Raw genomic sequence first — 22,136 nt, 5'->3', positions numbered from 1 at the left:
GGGTCAGAGTTCGTTGTCGAGCAGGGAGAACATGTCGTCCAGGGTGGCCGCCTCAAGGTCCGCGCGGTCGTCCGAGCCGGCACGGGTCTTGTCCCGCCACAGCGCGACCAGCTGGCGCAGCCTCGTTTCCACCCGTGCCCCGTCGGTGGCCGCCGGGTCGAGCGCCGACAGCGCCGCCTCCAGGTGGGTGATCTCGCTGTCCACACCGGAGACTTCGGTGGCGGCCGCGGGTACCACTTCGGTCTGCAGGAACTCCGACATGGCGTCCGGAGTCGGGTAGTCGAAGATCAGCGTCGCGGGCAGGCGCAGGCCGGTGACCTCGCCGAGCTGGTTGCGCAGCTCGACCGCGGTCAGCGAGTCGAAGCCCAGGTCGGTGAACGCCCTGTCCGGTTCGATCGTGTCCGGTCCCGCGTGACCGAGCACGGCTGCCGCCTGTCGGCGGACCACGGCGAGCAACGCCTGCCGGGCATCGGCCTGCGACAGCCCGGCCAGGCGCCGCCTCAGTTCGTCCGCCTGTCCCGCGGTGTCGGCCGAAGCCGACCGGCGGGCGCGCTGCGGCGGCACCAGCACCCGCAGCAGTGGCGGCACCGAGGCGGTCTCGGCGAGCGCCCTGAGCCTGGCCACGTCGAGCTTCATCGGCACCGTCGCCGGTGCCACCATGGACGTGGCCAGGTCGAACAGCGCCAGGCCCTCGGTCGCGGTGAGCGCACCGAAACCCTCTCGTGCCATCCGGCCGGCGTCCGTCGCCGAACCCATGCCGTCGGCCCAGAGGCCGTAGGCCAGGGACGACGCGGGCAGGCCCAGTGAACGCCGGTGTTCGGCGAGCGCGTCGAGGAAGGTGTTCGCCGCGGCGTAGTTCGCCTGACCCGGCGTGCCCAGGACTCCCGCGGCCGAGGAGAAGAGGACGAACATCGTCAGGTCGCGTCCCAGGGTCAGCTCGTGCAGGTTCCAGGCCGCGTTCACCTTGGGGCGCAGGACGGTGTCCAGCCGGTCCGACGTCAGCGAGGTGAACAGGCCGTCGTCGAGCACGCCGGCCGCGTGGACCACACCGGTCAGCACCGGGATGCTGTCCAGCAGGAGTTCCAGTTCGGACCTGTTGGCCGCGTCGCACGCGGCGACGCGGACCTCGGCACCCAGCCCGGTCAGTTCGCGGACCAGGTCCGCCGCACCCGGCGCGTCCGCGCCGCGCCGGCCTGCGAGAACGAGGTCCCGCACGCCGAGCGCGGTGACCAGGTGCCGGGCCAGAACAGCGCCGAGGCCACCGGTACCGCCGGTCACGAGGACCGTTCCGCTCGTGTCGAGCACTCGCGGCACGGTCAGCACGACCTTGCCCGTGTGCTCGGCGCGACCGAGGAAGCGAGCCGCCTCGGGAGCCTCGCGGACGTCCCAGGAGCGGACCGGCAGCGGGTTGAGCAAGCCCGACTCGAACATCGTGATCAGCTCCTCCCACATCGCCGCGATCCGTTCGGTGCCAGCGTCTTCGACGTCGCACACCCGGTAAGTCACACCTGGATACTGCCCTGCGAAATCGCTCGCCGGGCGAAGATCGGGCTTCCCCATTTCCACCCATCGCCCACCGCGCGGCAACAGCCGGGCCGACGCGTCGGTGGCCTCACCGGAGAGCGGGTCGAGGACGACGTCGACGCCGCGGCCGTTGCTGGAGGCCAGGAACCGCTTCTCGAAGCCGGGGGTCCGTGAGGAGGCGACGTGGCTGTCGGGCAGGCCCGCCGCGCGCAGGACGTCCAGCTGTCCCTCACCGGTCGTGCCGTAGACCTCCGCGCCGAGGTGGCGGGCGATCTGGGTGGCGGCCATGCCGACGTCGCCGGCCGCGGCGTTGATCAGCACCGCCTCTCCCGCGGACAGACCGGCCAGGTCGTTCAGCGCGTACCAGGCGGTCAGGAACGCCCTGGGCACGGAGGCCGCCTGCTCGAACGTCCACCAGTGGGGAACCTTGGTGACGAGCGCGCGATCGGTGCGGACGACCGGGCCGAAACCGTTGTGCACCAAGCCCATCACCGCATCGCCGGCGCGGAGGTCCGTGACGCCCTCCCCCACCTCCACGACGACGCCCGCGGCTTCGAGGCCGAGCATCCCGGCCTCACCGGAGCTGGCGCCCGCGGCACGGACGCCGATCCGGACCTCGTGTGCGGCCAGTGGTGCGGCGGCGTCCGGGAAGGGCTCGAACGTGAACTGGTCCAGGTTCTCCCCGCTCGGTGAGCCCAACCGCCAGAAGCGCTCGCCCGGCGGCGGGACCAGTTCCGGCGCGCTGCTCGCACGAAGCAGGCGGCAGGCGTGCACGACGCCGTCGCGCACCGCCAGTTGCGTCTCGTCGCCGAGGTTCGCGACCGCCAGTTCCACGTCCTGCTCGGAGGCGTCCAGCAGCACCAACCGGCCGGGGTTCTCCGACTGGGCACTGCGGATGAGGCCCCAGGCCGAGGCCGTGACCGGGCTGACCTCGTCGCCGTCGCGCACCCGCACCGCGTGGTGGGTGAGCACGACGAGCTTGCCGTCCGCGGCGCGCTCGTCCGCCAGCCATGCCTGGACGGTGGCGAGCGTGCTCGCCAGCACGTCGTGCACGGCGCGCGGAACCGCCTCCGCGGGCGGTTGCACCCTGAGCACCGTCACCGGTGGCTCGGTCTGCCCGGCCTCGTCGTGGTAGGCCCAGGCGACCGGCGCACCGCCACCCGCGACCGGGACCCAGTCCGCCCGGAACAGCCAGTCCGCAGTGGACGGTTGACCGAGCTGCTCCTTCGACACTTCGCGCAGCAGCAGGGATCCGACGGTGAGCACCGGTGCGCCCGCGGTGTCGGTGAGTTCCAGCCGGACCGAGTCGGCGCCGGTGGGGGTGACCGTCACGCGCACCGCGGTCGCGTTCGTGGCGTGCAGCGAGACGTCGCGCCAGAGGAACGGCAGACGCGCGGTCGCCTCTCCGTCGAAGCCGAGCAGCCCGATGGGGTGCAGGGCCGCGTCGAGCAACGCCGGGTGGATGCCGAACCGGGGCACGTCACCGTGCGCCGCTTCCGGCAGCACCACGTCGGCGAAGATCTCCGCGTCCCGCAGCCAGGCCGAGGTGAGGCCCTGGAACACAGGGCCGTAGCTCAGGCCCGTGACCTCCAGGTCGGAGTAGAGGCCTTCGAGGTCGAGGACCTCGGCGTCCGCGGGCGGCCACGCGCCCGCTGCCGGGGGGCGGCTCTCGTCCGGCGTGAGCACACCCGTCGCGTGCTGCGTCCACGGTTCCTCGACGGAGGCGTCCGCCCGCCTCGAGTACACCGCGACCTCGCGCCCGCCGTCCTCCGCCGTTGCTCCGACGACGACCTGGACGGCCAGTCCGCCCTGGTCGGGCAGCACCATCGGCGCCGCCAGGGTCAGCTCCGCCACCCTCGGACAGCCGAGCTCGTCGCCCGCCCGGACGGCCATCTCGACCAGGGCCGCGCCGGGGACCAGGACCGCACCGAGCACGGTGTGGTCCGCGAGCCACGGCTGGGCGGCGCGGGAGAGCCTGCCGAAGCAGATCAGCCCGTCCCCGTCCGGCGTCGACACGGTCGCGCCGAGCAACGGGTGCTCGGTCGTCGTGAGTCCGAGCCCGGCGGCGTCGCCGGTCGCCGGACCGCTCTCGAGCCAATAGCGCTCGCGCTGGAAGGCGTAGGTCGGGAGCTCGGTGCGCCGGGCACCGGTGCCCGCGAAGAACGCCTCCCAGTCCACGGTCACGCCCGCCGCCACCAACCGGCCGAAGGCGGCTTCCGCGGACTGCCGCTCGGCGCGGTCCTTGCGCAGCAACGGGACGAACAACGCCGCGTCGCCCGCGCAGTCGTGGCCCATCGCGGACAGCACACCGTCCGGACCCAGCTCGACGAATTTGTTGACGCCCGCGGCTTCCAGCGCACGGACGCCGTCGGCGAAGCGAACGGTGTCGCGCACGTGCCGGACCCAGTACCGCGGGTCGGTCAGCTCGGTCGCCGGCCGGCCGGTCACGTTCGACACGACCGGGATCGCGGGCTCCCGGTAGTCCAGTGAGCGCGCGACCTCCTCGAACTCGGCGAGCATCGGGTCCATCAGCACCGAGTGGAAGGCGTGCGAGACCGGAAGCCGCTTGGTCCGGCGACCTCGGGCGCGGAAGCTCTCGGCCACAGCCAGTGTCGGAGCCTCCACACCGGACAGCACGACGGCGGACGGACCGTTGACGGCGGCCAGGCCGACCTCGGCGGTGAGGTGCTCGCACACCTCGTCCTCGGTGGCCTCGACGGCCACCATGGCGCCGCCGGTGGGCAGTGCCTGCATCAGCCGTCCGCGCGCCTCGACGAGCGTGGCCGCGTCCCGCAGGGACAACACCCCGGCGACGTGCGCCGCGCTCAGCTCGCCGATGGAGTGGCCGGCCAGGAAGTCCGGTCGCACGCCCCACGACTCGACCAGCCGGTACAACGCGACTTCCAGCGCGAACAACGCGGGCTGGGCGTTGCCCGTCTGGTTGAGCACCTCGGCGTCGTCGATCTCCCGGATGCCCGGCAACAACGCCGCGATCTCGTCATAAGCCTCGGCGAAGACGGGGAAAGCCGCGTACAGCTCACGACCCATCCCCAGCCGCTGGGAACCCTGTCCCGTGAACAGCACGGCGAGCTTGCCGCCCACGGCACGGTCGGTCGTCACGTTCGCCGCGGGGTGCCCGTCCGCCAGGGCGGCGAGCCCGGCACGCAGGTCGGCGGGGCCACCCGTCACGACGGCTCGCCGTTCGTGCACGGTGCGGCTGGTGACCAAGGAGTACGCGACGTCCACCGGTTCCGCGAGCTCGGCGTTGAGCAGACGCTCCGCCTGCGCCCGCAGGGCGTTCTCCGTCCGTCCGGAAAGGACGTACGGGAGCAGCGCCGGTGCCTTGACCTCTCGCGCGGCCGACGGGGTGTCCGGCCCCTGTTCGAGGATGACGTGGGCGTTGGTGCCGCTGATGCCGAAAGCCGACACGGCCGCACGACGGGGGCGGTCGTGCCGCGCCCACGGCCGGGCCTCGGTCGCCAGCTCGACCGCGCCCTCGGCCCAGTCCACGTGCGGGGACGGCGAGTCGATGTGCAGGCTTGCCGGGATGACCCCGTGCCGCATCGCCTCGACCATCTTGATGATCCCGGCGACACCGGCCGCGGCCTGGGTGTGGCCGATGTTCGACTTGACCGAGCCGAGCACCAGCGGCACGTCCCGGTCCTGGCCGTAGGTGGCCAGCACCGCCTGCGCCTCGATCGGGTCGCCCAGCGCGGTGCCGGTGCCGTGCGCCTCGAGCGCGTCGACATCCACAGTGGACAGTCCGGCGGCCGCGAGGGCCTGGCGGATGACACGAACCTGGGACGGGCCGTTCGGAGCGGTCAGGCCGTTCGACGCGCCGTCCTGGTTCACCGCGGAACCCCTGACCACGGCCAGGATGCGGTGACCGTTGCGCTGGGCGTCGGACAACCGCTCCAGGAGCAGGAAGCCCGCGCCCTCCGACCAGCCGGTGCCGTCCGCCGCCGCGGCGAACGGTTTGCACCGCCCGTCGGCGGCCAGACCGCGCTGCCGGGAGAACTCGATGAACGGGTTCGGCGTGGCCATCACCGTCGCGCCGCCCGCCAGCGCCAGGTCGCAGTCGCCCGACCGCAGCGCCTGTGCCGCGAGGTGCAGTGCGACCAGCGACGACGAGCACGCGGTGTCCACCGACACCGCGGGGCCTTCCAGCCCGAAGGTGTAGGCCACCCGGCCGGACAGGACGCTGTTCGCGCTACCGGTGCCGAGCAGGCCCTCGAACCCGTCGGGAGTGCTCGTCAGGCGGGACGCGTAGTCGTTGTACATCACGCCGGCGAACACACCGGTGGGGCTGCCCTTGAGCACCGCCGGGTCGATCCCCGCGCGTTCGAAGGCCTCCTGGGCGGTCTCCAGCAGCAGGCGCTGCTGCGGATCGACGGTCATCGCCTCGCGGGGCGAGATGCCGAAGAACTCGGCGTCGAAGTCCGCCGCGTCGAGCAGGAACCCGCCCTCGCGGGCGTAGCTCTTCCCGGTGCGGTCGGGGTCCGGGTCGTACAGGTCGTCGAGGTCCCAGCCGCGGTCGGCCGGGAACGGCGTGATCGCGTCGGTGCCCTCGGCGACCAACCGCCACAGGTCCTCCGGCGAGCGGACGCCGCCGGGGTAGCGGCAGCTCATCGCGATGATCGCGACAGGCTCGTCCGACGCGGCGGAGCGCGCCGCCGGGACCACCGCGGTGGCCGTCGCGCCGAGGAGCTCGGTGCGGACGTGCTCGGCCAGCGCCAGGGGCGTCGGGTAGTCGAAGATCAGCGTCGCCGGCAGCCGCAGGCCGGTCGCCTCACCGAGCCGGTTGCGCAGCTCGACCGCCGTGAGCGAGTCGAAGCCCAGCTCGGTGAACGCACGGCCCACCTCCACCGCGGCCGTTGCGCTGTGGCCCAGCACTTCGGCGACGCGCGCCCGGACCAGGTCCGTCACGTGCGTGTGCTGGTCGGCGTCGGAGAGCCTGGACAGGCTCTCCAGCAGTGCGGACACCGCCTGGGCGTTCACGGCGCTGCGCAGGCGCGGCACCCGCACCAGGCCGCGCAGCACCGCCGGGATCGGCGAGGTGCGGGCGTGGACCTGCAACGTCGCGAGGTCCAGCTTCACCGGGACCGGCACCGCCGTCCGCGCGGCGAGCGCGGCGTCGAACAGCGCCAGACCCTCCTGCACGGACAACGCGCCGAAACCGTCACGACTCAACCGGTCCACATCGGACCCGTCGCCCATGCCGTCGGCCCACAGGCCGTAGGCGAGGGACCGGGCGGGCAGCCCTTCGGCGACCCGCTGCTCGGCCAGTGCGTCGAGGACCGCGTTCGCGGCGGCGTAGTTCGCCTGCCCGGGACCACCGAGGATGCCGGAGACCGAGGACAGCAGGACGAACTGGCTCAACGACCGGTCGCGGGTCAGCTCGTGCAGCGCCAGAGCCGCCTCGGCCTTGGGACGCAGCACGGTGTCCACCCGCTCAGGCGTCAGTGCCGTGACCACGCCGTCGTCGAGCACACCGGCGGCGTGCACGATCCCGGTCAGGTCGGGGATCGAGTCCAGCAACCCCGCCAGGGCGTCCCTGTCCGCGACGTCACACGCCTCGACCTGCGCGCCCAGCTCGGCGGCGAGTTCGGCCGCACCCGGCGCTTCCAGGCCGCGGCGGCTGGTCAGGACCAGCTTGGTGACGCCGTGCGCCTTCGCGAGGTGCCGGGCGATCGCGGCGCCGATCCCACCCGTGCCGCCGGTGACGAGGACGGTGCCCTCGCCCCACGCGGCCGGGTCGGCGGTGCGCGCCCGGACGAGCCGGGGCGCCAGCGTCTCTCCGTTGTGGACGCGGACCTGCGGCTCACCGGTCGCCAGCGCCGCGGTGACGTCGTCACCCTGGACGAGGACGAACCGGCCGGGGTTCTCCGACTCCGCGCTGCGGACCAGGCCGCGCACCGCCGCACCGGACAGCGACTCGTCGGTCACGACGACCAGCCGTGCGTCGGCGAACCGTTCCTCGGCGAGGAACCCCTGGATCGCCGCCAAGGTGCTGTGCAGGACGTCCCGGGGTTCACCCGCCGCGACGTCCAGGACCAGCGCCGCCGGAACGTCGTCGCCGACCTCCCCCAACGGCAGGTGCTCGACCGGAGTTCCCTGTGCGGGCACGGGAACCCAGGACAGCTCGTACAGCGGCTCGTCGGTCGTGCGCACCTGCTCGGCAGAGGCGGCGCGGACGACCAGCGAGCCGATCGTCGCGACGGGCGCGCCCGTGCTGTCGGCCACGAGCACCGACACCCGGTCGGTGCCGGTCGAGGTGACCCGGACCCGCAGCGTGGTCGCGCCGGTCGCGTGCAGGGTCACCGAGCCGAACGAGAACGGCAGACGGGTCCCCTCCCCCGCGGTGAACCCGATGGTGTGCAGCGCCGCGTCGAGCAGCGCCGGGTGCAGGCCGAACCTGCTCGCCTGGTCGTGTTCCTCCTCGGGCAGCGCGACCTCGGCCCAGACGTCGTCTCCGGCGCGCCAGGCGGCCCGCAGGCCCCGGAACACCGGTCCGTAGACCAGTCCTGCCGCCTCGAAGTCCTCGTACACGCCGTCGAGCTCCACGGTCTCGCCCGCAGGGGGCCAGGCCGCCAGGTCGAACGCCGGTGCGGACGTGACGGGCGACAACGTGCCCGCCGCGTGCTCGGTCCAGGCCCCATGCGCACCACGGGAGTGCACCGACACCGGTCGCCGACCGGCGCCGTCGGCCGCGCCGACGAGCACCTGCACGTCGAGCGATCCGGACGCGGGCAGCAGCAGCGGTGCCTGGACCGTCAGCTCCTCGACCGTGCCGCAGCCGGCTTCGTCGCCGGCGCGCACGACCAGTTCCAGCAGCCCGGTTCCCGGCATGAGCACGGTGCCCAGCGCGGCGTGGTCCGCGAGCCACGGGTGCGTGGCCAGGGACAACCGTCCCGTGAACACCCAGCCGTCACCGTCGGCGAAGGGCACGGCCGCACCGAGCAGCGGGTGCTCGGTGGGCACGAGACCGACGGCGGAGACGTCCGCACCGGCACCGGCGGAGGCGAGCCAGAACCGCTGGTGCTGGAAGGCCGAGGTCGGGAGGTCCACGATCCGGGCGTCGCTGCCCGCGAACACCGCGGACCAGTCGACCTGCTCACCCCTGGTGTACGCGGCGGCCAGCCCGGTCAGTGCGGACGTGGCCTCGTCGCGGTCCTTGCGCAGGAACGAGGTGAAGAGGCCGTCGGCGCTGTCGGCGCCCATCGCCGACAGCACGCCGTCCGGACCGGCCTCGAGGAACCGCGTGACGCCCTTGTCGTGGAGCCACGAGACGGTGTCGGCGAAGCGCACGGTCGCCCGGACGTGCTCGACCCAGTGAGCGGGGTCGGTCAGCCGGTCGGTGACGAGCTGCCCGGTGACCGTGGAGACGACCGGGATCGATGGTGCCGTGTAGGTCAGCGACTCCGCCACCGCGCGGAACTCGTCCAGCATCGGCTCCATCAACACCGAGTGGAACGCGTGTGAGACCGCCAGCCGCTTGGTGCGGCGGCCGAGCTTCTCGAACTTCTTGGCGACCTTGAGGGTCTGCGACGCGGCGCCGGACAGCACCACGGCGTTCGGGCCGTTGACCGCGGCCAGGGAGACCTTGGGAGACAGGTGTTCCCGGACCTCGTCCTCGGTCGCCTGGACGGCGACCATCGCACCGCCGGCGGGCAAGGCCTGCATCAGACGGCCTCGCGCGGACACCAGCTTCGCCGCGTCCTCCAGCGACAGGACTCCGGCGACGTGCGCCGCCGCGATCTCACCGATCGAGTGTCCAGCAAGGAAGTCAGGCGTCACACCCCACGACCGCACCAGGCGGAACAGCGCCACTTCCAGCGCGAAGATCGCGGGCTGGGCGTTGCTGGTCTGGTCAAGCACGTCCGCGTCGGCGATGTCCCCGATACCGGGCAGGAATTCGCAAACCTCGTCGTAGGCCTGAGCGAAGACGGGGAATGCCTCGTACAGCCCGGAACCCATGCCCAGCCGCTGGGAGCCCTGGCCGGTGAACAGCACCGCCGTCCGTCCGGAGAGGACCTTGCCGGTCGTGACCGACGCGGCGGTCTCACCGGCCGACAGCGCCGCCAGACCGGCACGCAGTTCCTGCGCGGTGGAGCCGACCACGACAGCCCTGTGGTCGTGCGAGGTGCGCGTGGTGGCCAGCGAGAGGCCGAGGTCGGCGTGCTGACCGTCGGCCGCGAGCAGCCGAACAGCCTGCTCGCGCAGTGCCTCCTCGCTGCGTCCGGAGAGCACCCAGGGCACGGCGGGGAGCTCCGCGTCCTCGCGCGGCGGCACGGGCACGTCCGGAGCCTGTTCCAGGATCACGTGCGCGTTGGTGCCGCTGATGCCGAAGGACGACACGGCGGCACGGCGCGGCCGGTCGACCTCGGGCCAGGCGCGCTGCTCGGTGAGCAGGCTGACGTCACCGGACGCCCAGTCGACGTGCGGGGTCGGCTCCTGCAGGTGCAGCGTCGCGGGGAGCACGCCGTGCCGCAGCGCCTGAACCATCTTGATGACACCGGCGACACCGGCCGAGGCCTGGGTGTGGCCGATGTTCGACTTGATCGAGCCGAGGTAGAGCGGCTCCTCGTCGCGCTCCTGGCCGTAGGTGGCGAGCAGCGCCTGGGCCTCGATCGGGTCGCCCAGCGGGGTGCCGGTCCCGTGAGCCTCGACGACGTCCACGGTGGACGACGCGATGCCCGCGCTGGCCAGCGCCTGGCGGATCACCCGCTGCTGCGACGGACCGTTCGGGGCGGTCAGGCCGTTCGACGCGCCGTCCTGGTTCACCGCCGAACCCCTGACCACGGCCAGGACGCGGTGACCGTTGCGCCGGGCGTCGGACAACCGCTCCAGCACCAGCACACCGACGCCCTCGGACCAGCCGGTGCCGTCGGCGTCGGCCGAGAACGACTTGCACCGGCCGTCGACGGCGAGACCGCGCTGCCGGGAGAAGCCGATGAAGGTGTCCGGCGAGGCCATGACGGTGACACCGCCCGCCAGCGCCATCGAGCACTCACCGGTGCGCAGCGCCTGCATCGCCCAGTGCATGGCGACCAGCGAGGACGAGCACGCCGTGTCGACCGTGACGGCGGGGCCCTCCAGGCCCAGGGTGTAGGCCACCCGCCCGGACAGCACGCTGCCGGACGTGCCGGTGCCGATGAAACCCTCGACACCGTCGGGCAGCACGCCGAGGCGCGCGCCGTAGTCGTGGTACATCAACCCGGCGAACACACCGGTCTGCGAGCCCTTGAGACCGCTCGGGTCCACCCGTGCGTGCTCCAGCGCCTCCCACGAGACCTCCAGCAGCAACCGCTGCTGCGGGTCCATCGCCAGCGCCTCGCGCGGCGAGATCCCGAAGAACTCCGGGTCGAAGTCGCCGGCGTCGTGCAGGAACCCGCCCTCACGCGTGTAGGTCTTGCCCTGCGCGTCGGGGTCGGGGTGGTAGATGCCGTCGACGTCCCACCCGCGGTCCTCCGGGAAGCGGGTCACGCCGTCGCGGCCGTGGGTGACCAGGTCCCACAGGTCCTCCGGTGACCCGACGCCACCGGGGTAGCGGCAGGCCATGCCCACGATGGCGATCGGGTCGTCGGCGAGTGCCACGGGGGCGAACGCCGGCGTCGCCGGATCGGCCAGCTCGTCGAGGAACTCGGCCTGGACGAACTCCGCCAGCACCAGGGGCGTGGGGTAGTCGAAGATGAGGGTGGCGGGCAGCCTCAGACCCGTGGCGGCGTCGAGGCGGTTGCGGAGCTCGACCGCGGTGAGCGAGTCGAAGCCCAGGTCACCGAACGCGCGGTCGGTCTCGACCGCGTCCGGGCTGGTGTGGCCCAGCACCAGCGCGACCTCGGTGCGGATCAGCTCGAGCAGCTGCCGCAGCCGCTCGGCCTGCGGAAGCGCGCCCAGCCGCTGGCGCAGCCCGGCACCTTCCTCCGTGCGCGCGGCACGGCGCGGGCGCACCTTGACGAGGCTCCGCAGGACGTGCGGGACCACACCGGTGGCCTTCGCTGCGTCCCTGACCGCGGCGACGTCCAGTCGCATCGCGACCGGGTTCGCGTCGTCGCCCAGCGCGACCAGGTCGAACAGCGCCAGGCCGTCCTCGGCCGGCAGTGCCGCGAAACCGGCGGGGCCGGCGGCCTGGCCGTGGCCCATGCCCTCGTCCCACAGGCCGTAGGCGATGGAGGTCGCCGGCAGTCCCAGTGCGCGGCGGTGGGCCGCCAGCCCGTCGAGGAAGCCGTTCGCCGCGGCGTAGTTGGCCTGGCCCGGCGCGCCGAGCGTGCCCGCGATCGAGGAGAACGTGACGAACAGGTCGAGATCGGTGGTCAGTTCGTGCAGGTGCCAGGCGGCCTCGGCCTTCGGACGCAGCACGGCTTCGACGCGCTTACGGGTCATCGCGTCGAGCACACCGTCGTCGAGCACACCGGCCGCGTGCACGATCCCACGCAGCGGCCGGCCGACGGGAACGAGAGCGAGCGCGGCCTCGAGCTGGGCGCGGTCGGAGACGTCGCACGCGGCGACCGTCACCTCGGCGCCGAGCGCGGTCAGCTCCTGCACCAGCAGGGGTGCGCCGGGGCTGTCGCCGCCGGAACGGCTGACGAGCACCAGGTTCCGGACGCCGTGGTTCTCGACGAGGCGGCGGGCGACCAGTGCGCCCAGGCCGCCGGTACCGCCGGTGACCAGAACGGTCCCGTCCAACGTCCAGTCGTCGGGACCGGTCGCCTTGGCGCGGACCAGCCGGGGAACCCTCAGCTCTCCATCGGAGAGCAGAACCTCCGGCTCACCCGTGCCGACCGCCGCGGCGACGTCACCGTCGCCGTGCACCAGCACGAACCGGTCGGGGTGCTCGGCCTGAGCGCTGCGCACGAGACCGCTCACCGCGGCGTGCGCGGGAACGCCCGGCGTCGTGCGCACGACCAGCTTGGCCTCGCGGTCCTCGGCCAGCCACGACTGCAGCAGCTCCAGGACCTCGACGGTCAGGACGTCGGCCGCACCCTCGGGAACGGCGTGGACGAACGCGTCCTCCTGGCCGTGTGGCCGGACGTTGGCCGTGACCGGCACCCAGTCCACGGTGAACAGGGCATCGCGCTCCGCCGAGTTGACCGGGCGCAGCTGCTCCTCGCTGATCTCCCTCAGCGCGAGCCGGTCGACCGAGAGCACGGGGGCGCCGGTCACGTCGGCGACCCGCAGCGACAGCGCGCCCGATCCCGCCGGAGCGAGCCGGACCCGCAGCGCGGTCGCACCGGCCGCGTGCAACGTCAGGCCGGCCAGCGAGAACGGCAGCCTCGCCTGGCCGCCGGACAGCCCGACGGCGTGCAACGCGGCGTCCAGCAGGGCCGGGTGCAGGCCGAACCGGCTGACGTCGGTGTCGGCGGGCAGCTCGACCTCGGCGAACGTCTCCTCACCCCGGCGCCACGCGGCACGCAGGCCGCGGAACAGCCCGCCGTAGTCCAGTCCGGCCTCGGCGAGGTTCGGGTAGAAGCCGTCGAGGTCGACCGGTGCGGCGTTCTCCGGCGGCCACACCGTCTGCGGCTCTCCCGGCTCGTCGCCGCCGCGGACCAGCGTTCCGAAGGCGTGCAGGGTCCACTCGTCGTCGGCGCCCTCAGGTCGCGAGTGGACGGTCACCGCCCGGCGACCGTCTACTTCGGACTCCGAAAGGGACACTCGGAGCTGCAGGGGCACGGTGCCGAGCACCAGTGGTGCCTGGAGAACGAGCTCCTCGACCGTGTCGCAGCCGGCCTCGTCGCCCGCCCGGACGGCCAGTTCGGCGAACGCGGTGCCGGGGAGCAGGACCGTACCCATCACCCGGTGCCCGGCCAGCCACGGCTGCGCGTCCAGCGAGAGCCGGCCCGTCAGCACGAGGCCCCCGCTGTCCGGGAGCGTGACGGTGGCGCCGAGCAGCGGGTGGTCCAGCGCGCCGAGACCCAGGCTCGGGGCGTCACCCACCCCTGGCGTGGAGTGCAGCCAGAACCGCTGCTGCCGGAAGGGGTAGGTCGGCAGGGCGACGGCCTTCGCGCCGCTGCCGGCGAAGTACTCCTGCCAGCCGACGTCGACGCCGTGGCTGTACAACGTGCCCAGTGCGGTCACCAGCGAGGTCGTCTCGTCGCGGTCCCTGCGCAGGGACGGGACGAACACCGCCTCGACCGTGTCCTGCCCGAGCCCGGACAGGGCGGCGTCGGGACCGATCTCCAGGAACCGGGTGACGTCCAGGCCGGCCAGCGTCGTCAGGCCGTCGGCGAACCGGACCGGCTTGCGCACGTGCTCGACCCAGTACTCCGGCGACGTGATCTCACCCAGCCCCACCAGGGCACCGGTCACGGTGGACACCATCGGAACAGTCGGTTCGCGGTACTCGATCGACTCCGCCACCGCGCGGAACTCGTCCAGCATCGGCTCCATCAGCACCGAGTGGAACGCGTGTGAGACGGCCAGCCGCTTGGTGCGGCGGCCGAGTTCCTTGAACTTCTCGGCGACCTCCAGAACCGGCGACACCGCACCGGACAACACCACGGCGTTCGGGCCGTTGACCGCGGCCAGGGAAACCTCGTCGGACAGGTGTTCCCGGACCTCGTCCTCGGTCGCCTGGACGGCCACCATCGCACCGCCACTGGGCAACGCCTGCATCAGACGGCCCCGCGCGGACACCAGCTTCGCCGCGTCCTCCAACGACAGGACCCCGGCCACATGGGCCGCCGCGATCTCACCGATCGAATGCCCCGCAAGGAAGTCCGGCGTCACACCCCACGACCGCACCAGGCGGAACAGCGCGACCTCTAGAGCGAAGATCGCAGGCTGGGCGTTGCTGGTCTGACCGAGCACGTCCGCGTCGGTGATGCCCTTGATGCCGGGCAGGAACTCGCAGACCTCGTCGTAAGCCTCGGCGAAGGCCGGGAACGCCTCGTACAGCCCGGCGCCCATGCCCAGCCGCTGGGAACCCTGTCCGGTGAACAGGAACGCGAGCCTGCCGGGAGCGGCCAGACCGGTGACCACGCCGGCTGCCTGGCCGGTGGCGGCGAACGCCGACAGCCCGGCGAGCACGCTCTCGTGGTCGGCGCCGACCACGACGGCGCGCCGTTCGTGGGACTGGCGGGTCGTGACGAGCGAGTAGCCGACGTCCAGCAGGGACTGCGCGCCCGTACCGGCGGCGAGCCTGCTCGCCTGTTCCCGCAGGGCCTCCTCGGAGCGGGCGGACAGCACCAGCGGCACGACCGCGGGCGGGTTGGTCTCCGTTTCCGTGGCGATGAGCGCGGGGACGTGCTCGAGCACGACGTGCGCGTTGGTCCCGCTGAAGCCGAACGACGACACGCTCGCCCGGCGCGGCGCACCGGTCTCCGGCCAGCCGACCTGTTCGGTGAGCAGCCGGATCGCGCCCCGGTCCCAGTCGACCTGGCCGGACGGCTCGTCGATGTGCAGGGTGCGCGGCAGCACGCCCCTGTTCATCGCCTCCACCATCTTGATGACACCGGCGATGCCCGCCGCTGCCTGCGTGTGGCCGATGTTCGACTTCACCGACCCCAGCCACAAGGGCTCCCGCCGGTCCTGGCCGTAGGTCGCGAGCAGTGCCTGCGCCTCGATCGGGTCGCCGAGCCGGGTGCCGGTGCCGTGCGCCTCCACCGCGTCCACGTCCGAAGTGGACAGACCGGCGTTCGCCAGCGCCTGGCGGATCACCCGTTGCTGCGACGGACCGTTCGGCGCGGTCAGACCGCTGGACGCGCCGTCCTGGTTGACCGCGGAACCCTTGAGCAGGGCCAGGACGGGGTGGCCGTTGCGGCGCGCGTCCGACAGGCGTTCCAGCAGCACCATGCCGACGCCCTCGCCCCAGCTGACGCCGTCGGCGCCGTCGGCGAAGGCCTTGCAGCGGCCGTCGAGCGCCATGGCCTGCTGCTTGCTGAAGTCGATGAACGGACCAGGCGTGGACATCACGGTCACACCGCCGGCGAGCGCCAGCTCGCACTCGCCCGACCGCAGCGAGTGGGCCGCCATGTGCAACGCCACCAACGACGACGAGCAGGCGGTGTCGACGGACACGGCCGGCCCCTCGAAGCCGAAGGTGTAGGCGATGCGCCCGGACATCATCGAGCCCGAGGTACCGGTGCCGAGGAAGCCCTCGACGTCGTCGGGGATCGTCTGCAGCTGCGAGGCGTAGTCGTGGTAGATGGCGCCGGCGAACACGCCGGTCGCGCTGCCACGCAGGTCCGCCGGTTTGAGCCCGGCCCGCTCGAACGCCTCCCAGGAGACTTCCAGCAGCACCCGCTGCTGGGGGTCCATGGCCAGGGCCTCGCGCGGGGAGATCCGGAAGAACTCCGGGTCGAAGTCGCCGGCGTCGTCCAGGAAGCCGCCGACCCTCGTGTTCGAGACGCCCTGCTTTCCGGGCGTGGTGTCGAACAGCGCGGCCAGGTCCCAGCCGCGGTCGTCGGGGAACGGGGAGATCCCCTCGCGGCCCTCGGCCACCAGCGACCAGAGGTCCTCCGGCGACCGCACCCCGCCGGGGAACCGGCAGCTCATGGCGACGATCGCGATGGGGTCGTCGGAGGCCGCGACCTGCGCCCGCACCGCGGGCGTGCCCGCCACTCCCAGTTCGCCCAGCAGCTCGGCGCGCAGGAAGCCCGCCAGCGCGACGGGGGTCGGGTGGTCGAAGGTCACCGTCGACGGCAGCCGCAGGCCGGTCGCCGAGCTCAGGCGGTTGCGCAGCTCGACGGAGGTCAGCGAGTCGAAGCCCAGGTCCAGGAACCCGCGGCCGGGCTCGATGCCGCCCGGGGTGACGTGGCCGAGCACCAGCCCGACCTCGGTGCGGACCAGGTCCAGCAGTTCGTGGTCCTGCTCGGCCTCGGTGAGCGAGGCGAGGCGGCGCGCGAGCGAGGAGCCCCGCCCGGCGCCGGACTGCGCGACGCGCCTGCCCGGCGTGCGCACGAGACCGCCGAGCACGGCCGGCAGCGAGGTGCTCCGCGCGGAGGCGCGCAGCGCGGGCAGGTCCAGTTTGATCGGGACGGCGACGGGCGCGTCGGCCGCGATCGCGGCGTCGAACAGCGCCAGCCCCTCCGGCACGGTGAGCGCGGGAGTACCGCCGTTGCGCAGCCGGGCGAGGTCGGCCTCGCCGAGCGTCTCCCCCATGCCGGCCGCCCACAGACCCCATGCCATCGACTGACCGGGCAGGCCGAGGGCCCGCCGGTGCTCGGCGAGCGCGTCGAGGTAGGCGTTCGCGGCGGCGTAGCTGCCCTGCCCCGGTGCGCCGAGCACCCCGGCGGCCGAGGAGAAGGTGACGAACAGGGCCAGGTCGTGGTGCGCGGTCAGCTCGTGCAGGTACCGGGCGGCATCGGCCTTCGGGCCCAGCACGCCCGCCACCCGCTGAGGGGTCAGCGAGTCGATCGTGCCGTCGTCGAGCACGCCCGCCGCGTGCACCACGCCCGTCAGCTCGACGCCGTCGAGCAGTGCGGCCAGCGCGTCGCGGTCCGCCACGTCGCAGGCCACGGCCGACACCTCGGCGCCCAGCGCGGTGAGGTCCTCGACCAGCGCCGCCGCACCGGGGGCGTCGAGTCCGCGGCGGCTGGTGAGCAGGAGCTTGCGCACACCGTGGCCGGTGACCAGGTGCCTGGCCACGACGGCGCCCAGGCCTCCGGTGCCACCGGTGACCAGCACGGTCTTTTCCGGCTCGGCCGCGCGCGGCATCGACAGCGCGACCTTGCCGATGTGCTTGGCCTGGCTCAGGAAGCGGAACGCCGCCCGTGCCTGGCGCACGTCCCACACCTTCACCGGAAGGGGTTCGAGCACCCCCTGGTCGAACAGCTCGACCAGGGCGGTCCACATCTGGGCCGTGCGCTCGGGCCCCGCCTCGCTCAGATCGAACGCCTGGTAGCGCACGTCCTGGTGCAGGGTGGCCACGTCGCGGACGTCGGCCTTGCCCATCTCCAGGAAGCGGCCGCCCGGCGCCATCGTCCGCAGCGACGCGTCCACGAAGTCGCCCGCCAGCGCGTTGAGCACGACGTCGACCCGGCCGAACCGCTGCTCGAAGTCGAGCGTGCGGGACGAGGCGATGCGCTCGTCGGCGATGCCCGCCTCCCGCAGCACGTGCTGCTTGCTCTCGCTCGCCGTGCCGTGGACGACGGCACCGAGGTGGTTCGCGAGCTGCGTCGCGGCCATGCCCACACCACCGGCGGCGGAGTGGATCAGGATCGACTCCCCAGCCTTGAGCTCGCCCAGGTCGCACAACGCGTGGTAGGCGGTGAGGAACACCAGCGGCACGGTCGCGGCCTGTTCGAACGTCCACCCCGCGGGTTTGCGGGTGATCATCTGACGCTCGACCACCGCCTCCGGGCCACCACCACCGGCGACCAGGCCCATCACCTCGTCACCGGGCGCGAGGTCGGTGACGGACGCACCGACCTCGGTCACGACACCGGCGAACTCGCTGACGAGCAGTCCGGCCTCGCCGCGGTACATGCCCAGGACGTTCAGCACGTCCCGGAAGTTCAGGCCCGCCGCGCGCACGGCGACGCGGACCCCGGTCGGCTCGAGCGGCTGCGCCGCCACCGGCTCCAGCACCAGGTGGTCGACGGTGCCCTGGCCCGACATGCCGAGCCGCCAGCCACCCGCGGGCGCGACCAGGCGACCGGTGGTCTCCGTGGCGACCAGGCGCGGCACCAGGAGCTCGCCGTCGCGCACGGCCAGTTGCGGCTCGTCGCACGCGACCACGGCGTCGGTGATCTCGGCGGCGTCCACCAGCGCGAAGCGGTCGGGGTGCTCGGACTGCGCGGAGCGCACCAGGCCCCACACGGCGGCCACGGCCGGGTCGACGGCGGGGTCGTCCGCTCCGGCCGAGACGGCGTCGACGGTCTGGACGAGGAGCTTCGCGGTCTCGAACCGCTCGTCGGCCAGCCACTCCTGCAGCACGCCGAGCGTGGCGGTGACCGTGTCGTGCACGTCCTCGCCGCCGGCGCGGTACACGACGACCGGGGGGACTTCCTCGCCCAGCTCGTCCCACCGCACCCAGCCGGGTGCGTCGGCGACCGGGGAGGTGACGGGGTTCCACGCGAGCTCGTAGAGCCCGTTCCGGTCGGCGGACGTGCGGATCTGCTCGGCCGACACCGGTCGCACGGCCAGCGAACCGACCGTGGCGATCGGCGCGCCCTCACCGTCGGCGACCTTCAGGGTGATCGCGTCGGTACCCGCCGGGGACAGCTTCACCCGCAGGTCGGCAGCACCGGAGGCGTGCAGGCTCACGTCCTCCCAGGAGAACGGCAGTCGTGCTTGGCCGTCGCCCAGTGCCAGGGAGTGCAGGGCGGCGTCGAGCAGCGCCGGGTGCAGGCCGAACCGGCCCGCCTGGTCCCGCGCCCGGTCGGGCAGCGCGACCTCGGCGAAGGTGTCCTCGCCCCGCCTCCACACCGCGCGCAGGCCCTGGAACGTCTCGCCGTAGTCCAGTCCCAGTGCGGCGAGCTCCTGGTAGTGGCCGTCGAGTCCGACCGCCTCGGCGCCGGGCGGCGGCCACTCGGCGAGGTCCCAGGACGTGCCCTGGCTCGCCGCGGCCAGCGAACCGGAGGCGTGCAGCGTCCACGTGCCGTCGACCGCGGCGCTGCTGGGGCGCGAGTGCAGGGTCAGCGGACGCCGGCCTGCCTCGTCCGGCGCGCCGACCCACAGCTGGACGTGCACGCCCGCGTTCTCGGGCAGCACCAGCGGTGCCTGGAGGGTGAGCTCCTCGATGCCGGTGAGCCCCGTCTCGTCGGCCGCGCGCACGGCCAGTTCGACCAGCGCCGTGCCGGGCACGACCACCGCTCCCATGACGACGTGGTCGGCCAGCCACGGGTGGGTCCTGGTGGACAGGATGCCGGTGAACAGGAACCCGTCCGCGTCGGCGACCGAGACGGCGGCACCGAGCAGCGGGTGGTCCAGCGAGCTGAGGCCGAGCCCGGACGCGTCGCCCGCGGGCGCGGTGACGGGCAGCCAGTAGCGGTCGCGCTGGAACGGGTAGGTGGGCAGGCCGACCACACGCGCACCGGAGAAGTACGCGGCCCAGTCGACCCGGCCGCCGTGGACGTGCAGCTCGGCGAGAGCGGACAGGATCGTCGCGACCTCGTCGCGGTCCCGGCGCAGCGCGGGGACGAACCGGCCGTCCGTGCAGTCCTGCCCGGCGGCGGAGAGCACGCCGTCCGGACCCAGCTCCAGGTATCGCGTGACACCGGCCGCCGCCAGGGTCCTGACGCCGTCGGCGAACCGGACGGCCTCGCGGACGTGCCGGACCCAGTAGCCGGGGTCGCAGATCTCCTCGGTGCGGGCGAGCTGACCGGTGACGTTGGAGACCAGGGCGATCTTCGGGGTCTGGTAGGTCACCTCGCGCGCGACCTCGACGAACTCCGCGAGCATGCCGTCCATCAGCGAGGAGTGGAACGCGTGCGAGACCGCGAGCGCCTTGGTCTTGCGGCCGGAGGCGGCGAACCGCGCGGTCATCTCGGCGACGGCGTCCGCGTCTCCCGAGATCACGACCGCCTCGGGACCGTTGACCGCGGCGATGTCGACACCGTCGCGCAGCGCGGCCCTGACCTCCTCCTCGTCGGCCTGGATCGCGGCCATGCCCCCGCCGCGGGGCAGCGCCTGCATGAGCCTGCCGCGGGCCTGCACGAGCTTCGCCGCGTCCTGCAGCGACCAGACGCCGGCAACGTGTGCCGCGGCCAGTTCGCCGACCGAGTGACCGATCAGGAAGTCCGGTCGCACACCCCACGACTCGACCAGCCGGTACAACGCGACTTCCAGCGCGAACAACGCGGGCTGCGCGGTGCCCGTCTGGTTCAGCACCTCGGCGTCGTCGATCTCCCGGACACCGGGCAACAACGCCGCGATCTCGTCGTACGCCGCGGCGAAGACGGGGAAGGCCGCGTACAGCTCACGACCCATGCCCAGCCGCTGGGAACCCTGTCCCGTGAACATGACGGCGAGCTGGCCGCCCACGGCCTCGCCGGTGGTGACGCCGGGCGCACCGGAACCCTGGGCGACGGCGCGCAGACCCGCGCGCAGTGAGTCGAGATCGGTACCGGTGACGACCGCGCGGCGCTGAGCGGTCGCCCGCGTCGCGGCCAGCGAGTAGCCGATGTCGGCCGGGTCCTCGTCGACCGAGAGCAACGCCTCGGCCTGTGCCCGCAGCGCGGCGTCGGTCCTGCCGGACAGCACCCACGGGATCAGCGCGGGGGCGGGCCCGCGGTCGGGCAGCTCCGCAGGCTCTGGTGCCTGCTCCAGGATGACGTGGGCGTTGGTGCCGCTGATGCCGAACGACGACACGCCCGCACGGCGGACGCGATCATCCGGCCAGGTGCGGTTCTCGGTGAGCAGCGAGATCGCGCCGGACGACCAGTCGACCTGCGGTGTGGGGGCGTCGATGTGCAGGCTCGCGGGCAGCACGCCGTTGCGCAGCGCGAGGACCATCTTGATCACGCTCGCGACGCCGGCGGCGGCCTGCGTGTGACCGATGTTGGACTTGACCGAGCCGAGGTGCAGCGGACGGCCGGCCTCCCGGCTGCGGCCGTAGGTGGCCTGCAGCGCCTGGACCTCGATGGGGTCGCCGAGGGTGGTGCCGGTGCCGTGCGCCTCGACGGCGTCGACGTCCTTCGCGGACAGGTGGGCGTCGGTGAGGGCGGCGCGGATGACGCGTTGCTGCGACGGGCCGTTGGGCGCGGTGAGGCCGTTGGACGCGCCGTCGGAGTTGACCGCCGTGCCGCGGATGACGGCGAGGACCTGGTGACCGTTGCGCAGGGCGTCGGACAGCCTTTCGAGCACGACGACACCCGCGCCCTCGCCCCACCCGGTGCCGTCGGAAGCAGCGGCGAACGCCTTGACCAGGCCGTCCCGGGACAGTCCGCGCTGGCGGGAGAACTCGACGAAGGCGCCGGGGTCCGACATCACCGTGGCGCCGCCCGACAGCGCCAGGTCGGACTCGCCCGCGCGCAGCGACCGGACCGCGAGGTGCAGCGTCACCAGCGACGCCGAGCACGCCGTGTCGACGGTGACCGACGGGCCTTCCAGCCCCAGCACGTAGGAGATCCGTCCGGACAGGACGCTGCCCGCGGTGCCGGTGCCCAGGTAGCCCTCGACTCCTTCGACACCCCTGGGGATGTCGCGCGCGTAGTCCACGCCGTTCGTGCCCATGAACACGCCGGCGCGGCTGCCCTTGAGCGAGGTCGGGTCGATGCCCGCCCGCTCCAGTGCCTCCCACGAGGTCTCCAGCAGCAGGCGCTGCTGCGGGTCCATCGACACCGCTTCGCGCGGGGAGACGCCGAAGAACTCCGGGTCGAACTCGTCGGCGTCGTGCACGAAGCCGCCGAGCCGCACGTAGCTCGTGCCCAGGTGGTCGGGGTCGGGGTCGAACAGGCCGTCGACGTCCCAGCCCCGGTTGCCGGGGAACTCGGTGATCCCGTGCCGGCCGGTGACCAGCAGGTCCCAGAACTGCTCGGGTGTGCGCACGCCGCCAGGGAAGCGGCAGCCGATTCCCACGACCGCGATCGGCTCGGCTTCCCGGTCCTCGACCTCGGCCAGGCGGTGTCGGGTGCGCTGCAGCTCACCGGTGACCCGGGTCAGGTAGTCGCGCAGCTTGGCGTTCTCATCCACGGTTGCCCCACTCATTGGTCAAGATCACGAGCGCCGGC

Annotated in this window: 1 protein-coding gene; it reads right to left on the bottom strand. The window is 73.2% G+C overall.

What is annotated here, in order from left to right; all coding sequences use genetic code 11:
* Window positions 1-3: 3 nt before the first annotated feature.
* Window positions 4-22,098, bottom strand: a complete 22,095-nt coding sequence (locus tag DFR72_RS10555) for a type I polyketide synthase (protein ID WP_170176201.1) — start codon at window positions 22,096-22,098, stop codon at window positions 4-6.
* Window positions 22,099-22,136 lie beyond the last annotated feature (38 nt).

Source organism: Lentzea flaviverrucosa (genome assembly GCF_003350445.1).
Lineage (GTDB): Bacteria > Actinomycetota > Actinomycetes > Mycobacteriales > Pseudonocardiaceae > Lentzea > Lentzea californiensis.
This window is presented reverse-complemented; position numbering and strand designations above follow the sequence as displayed.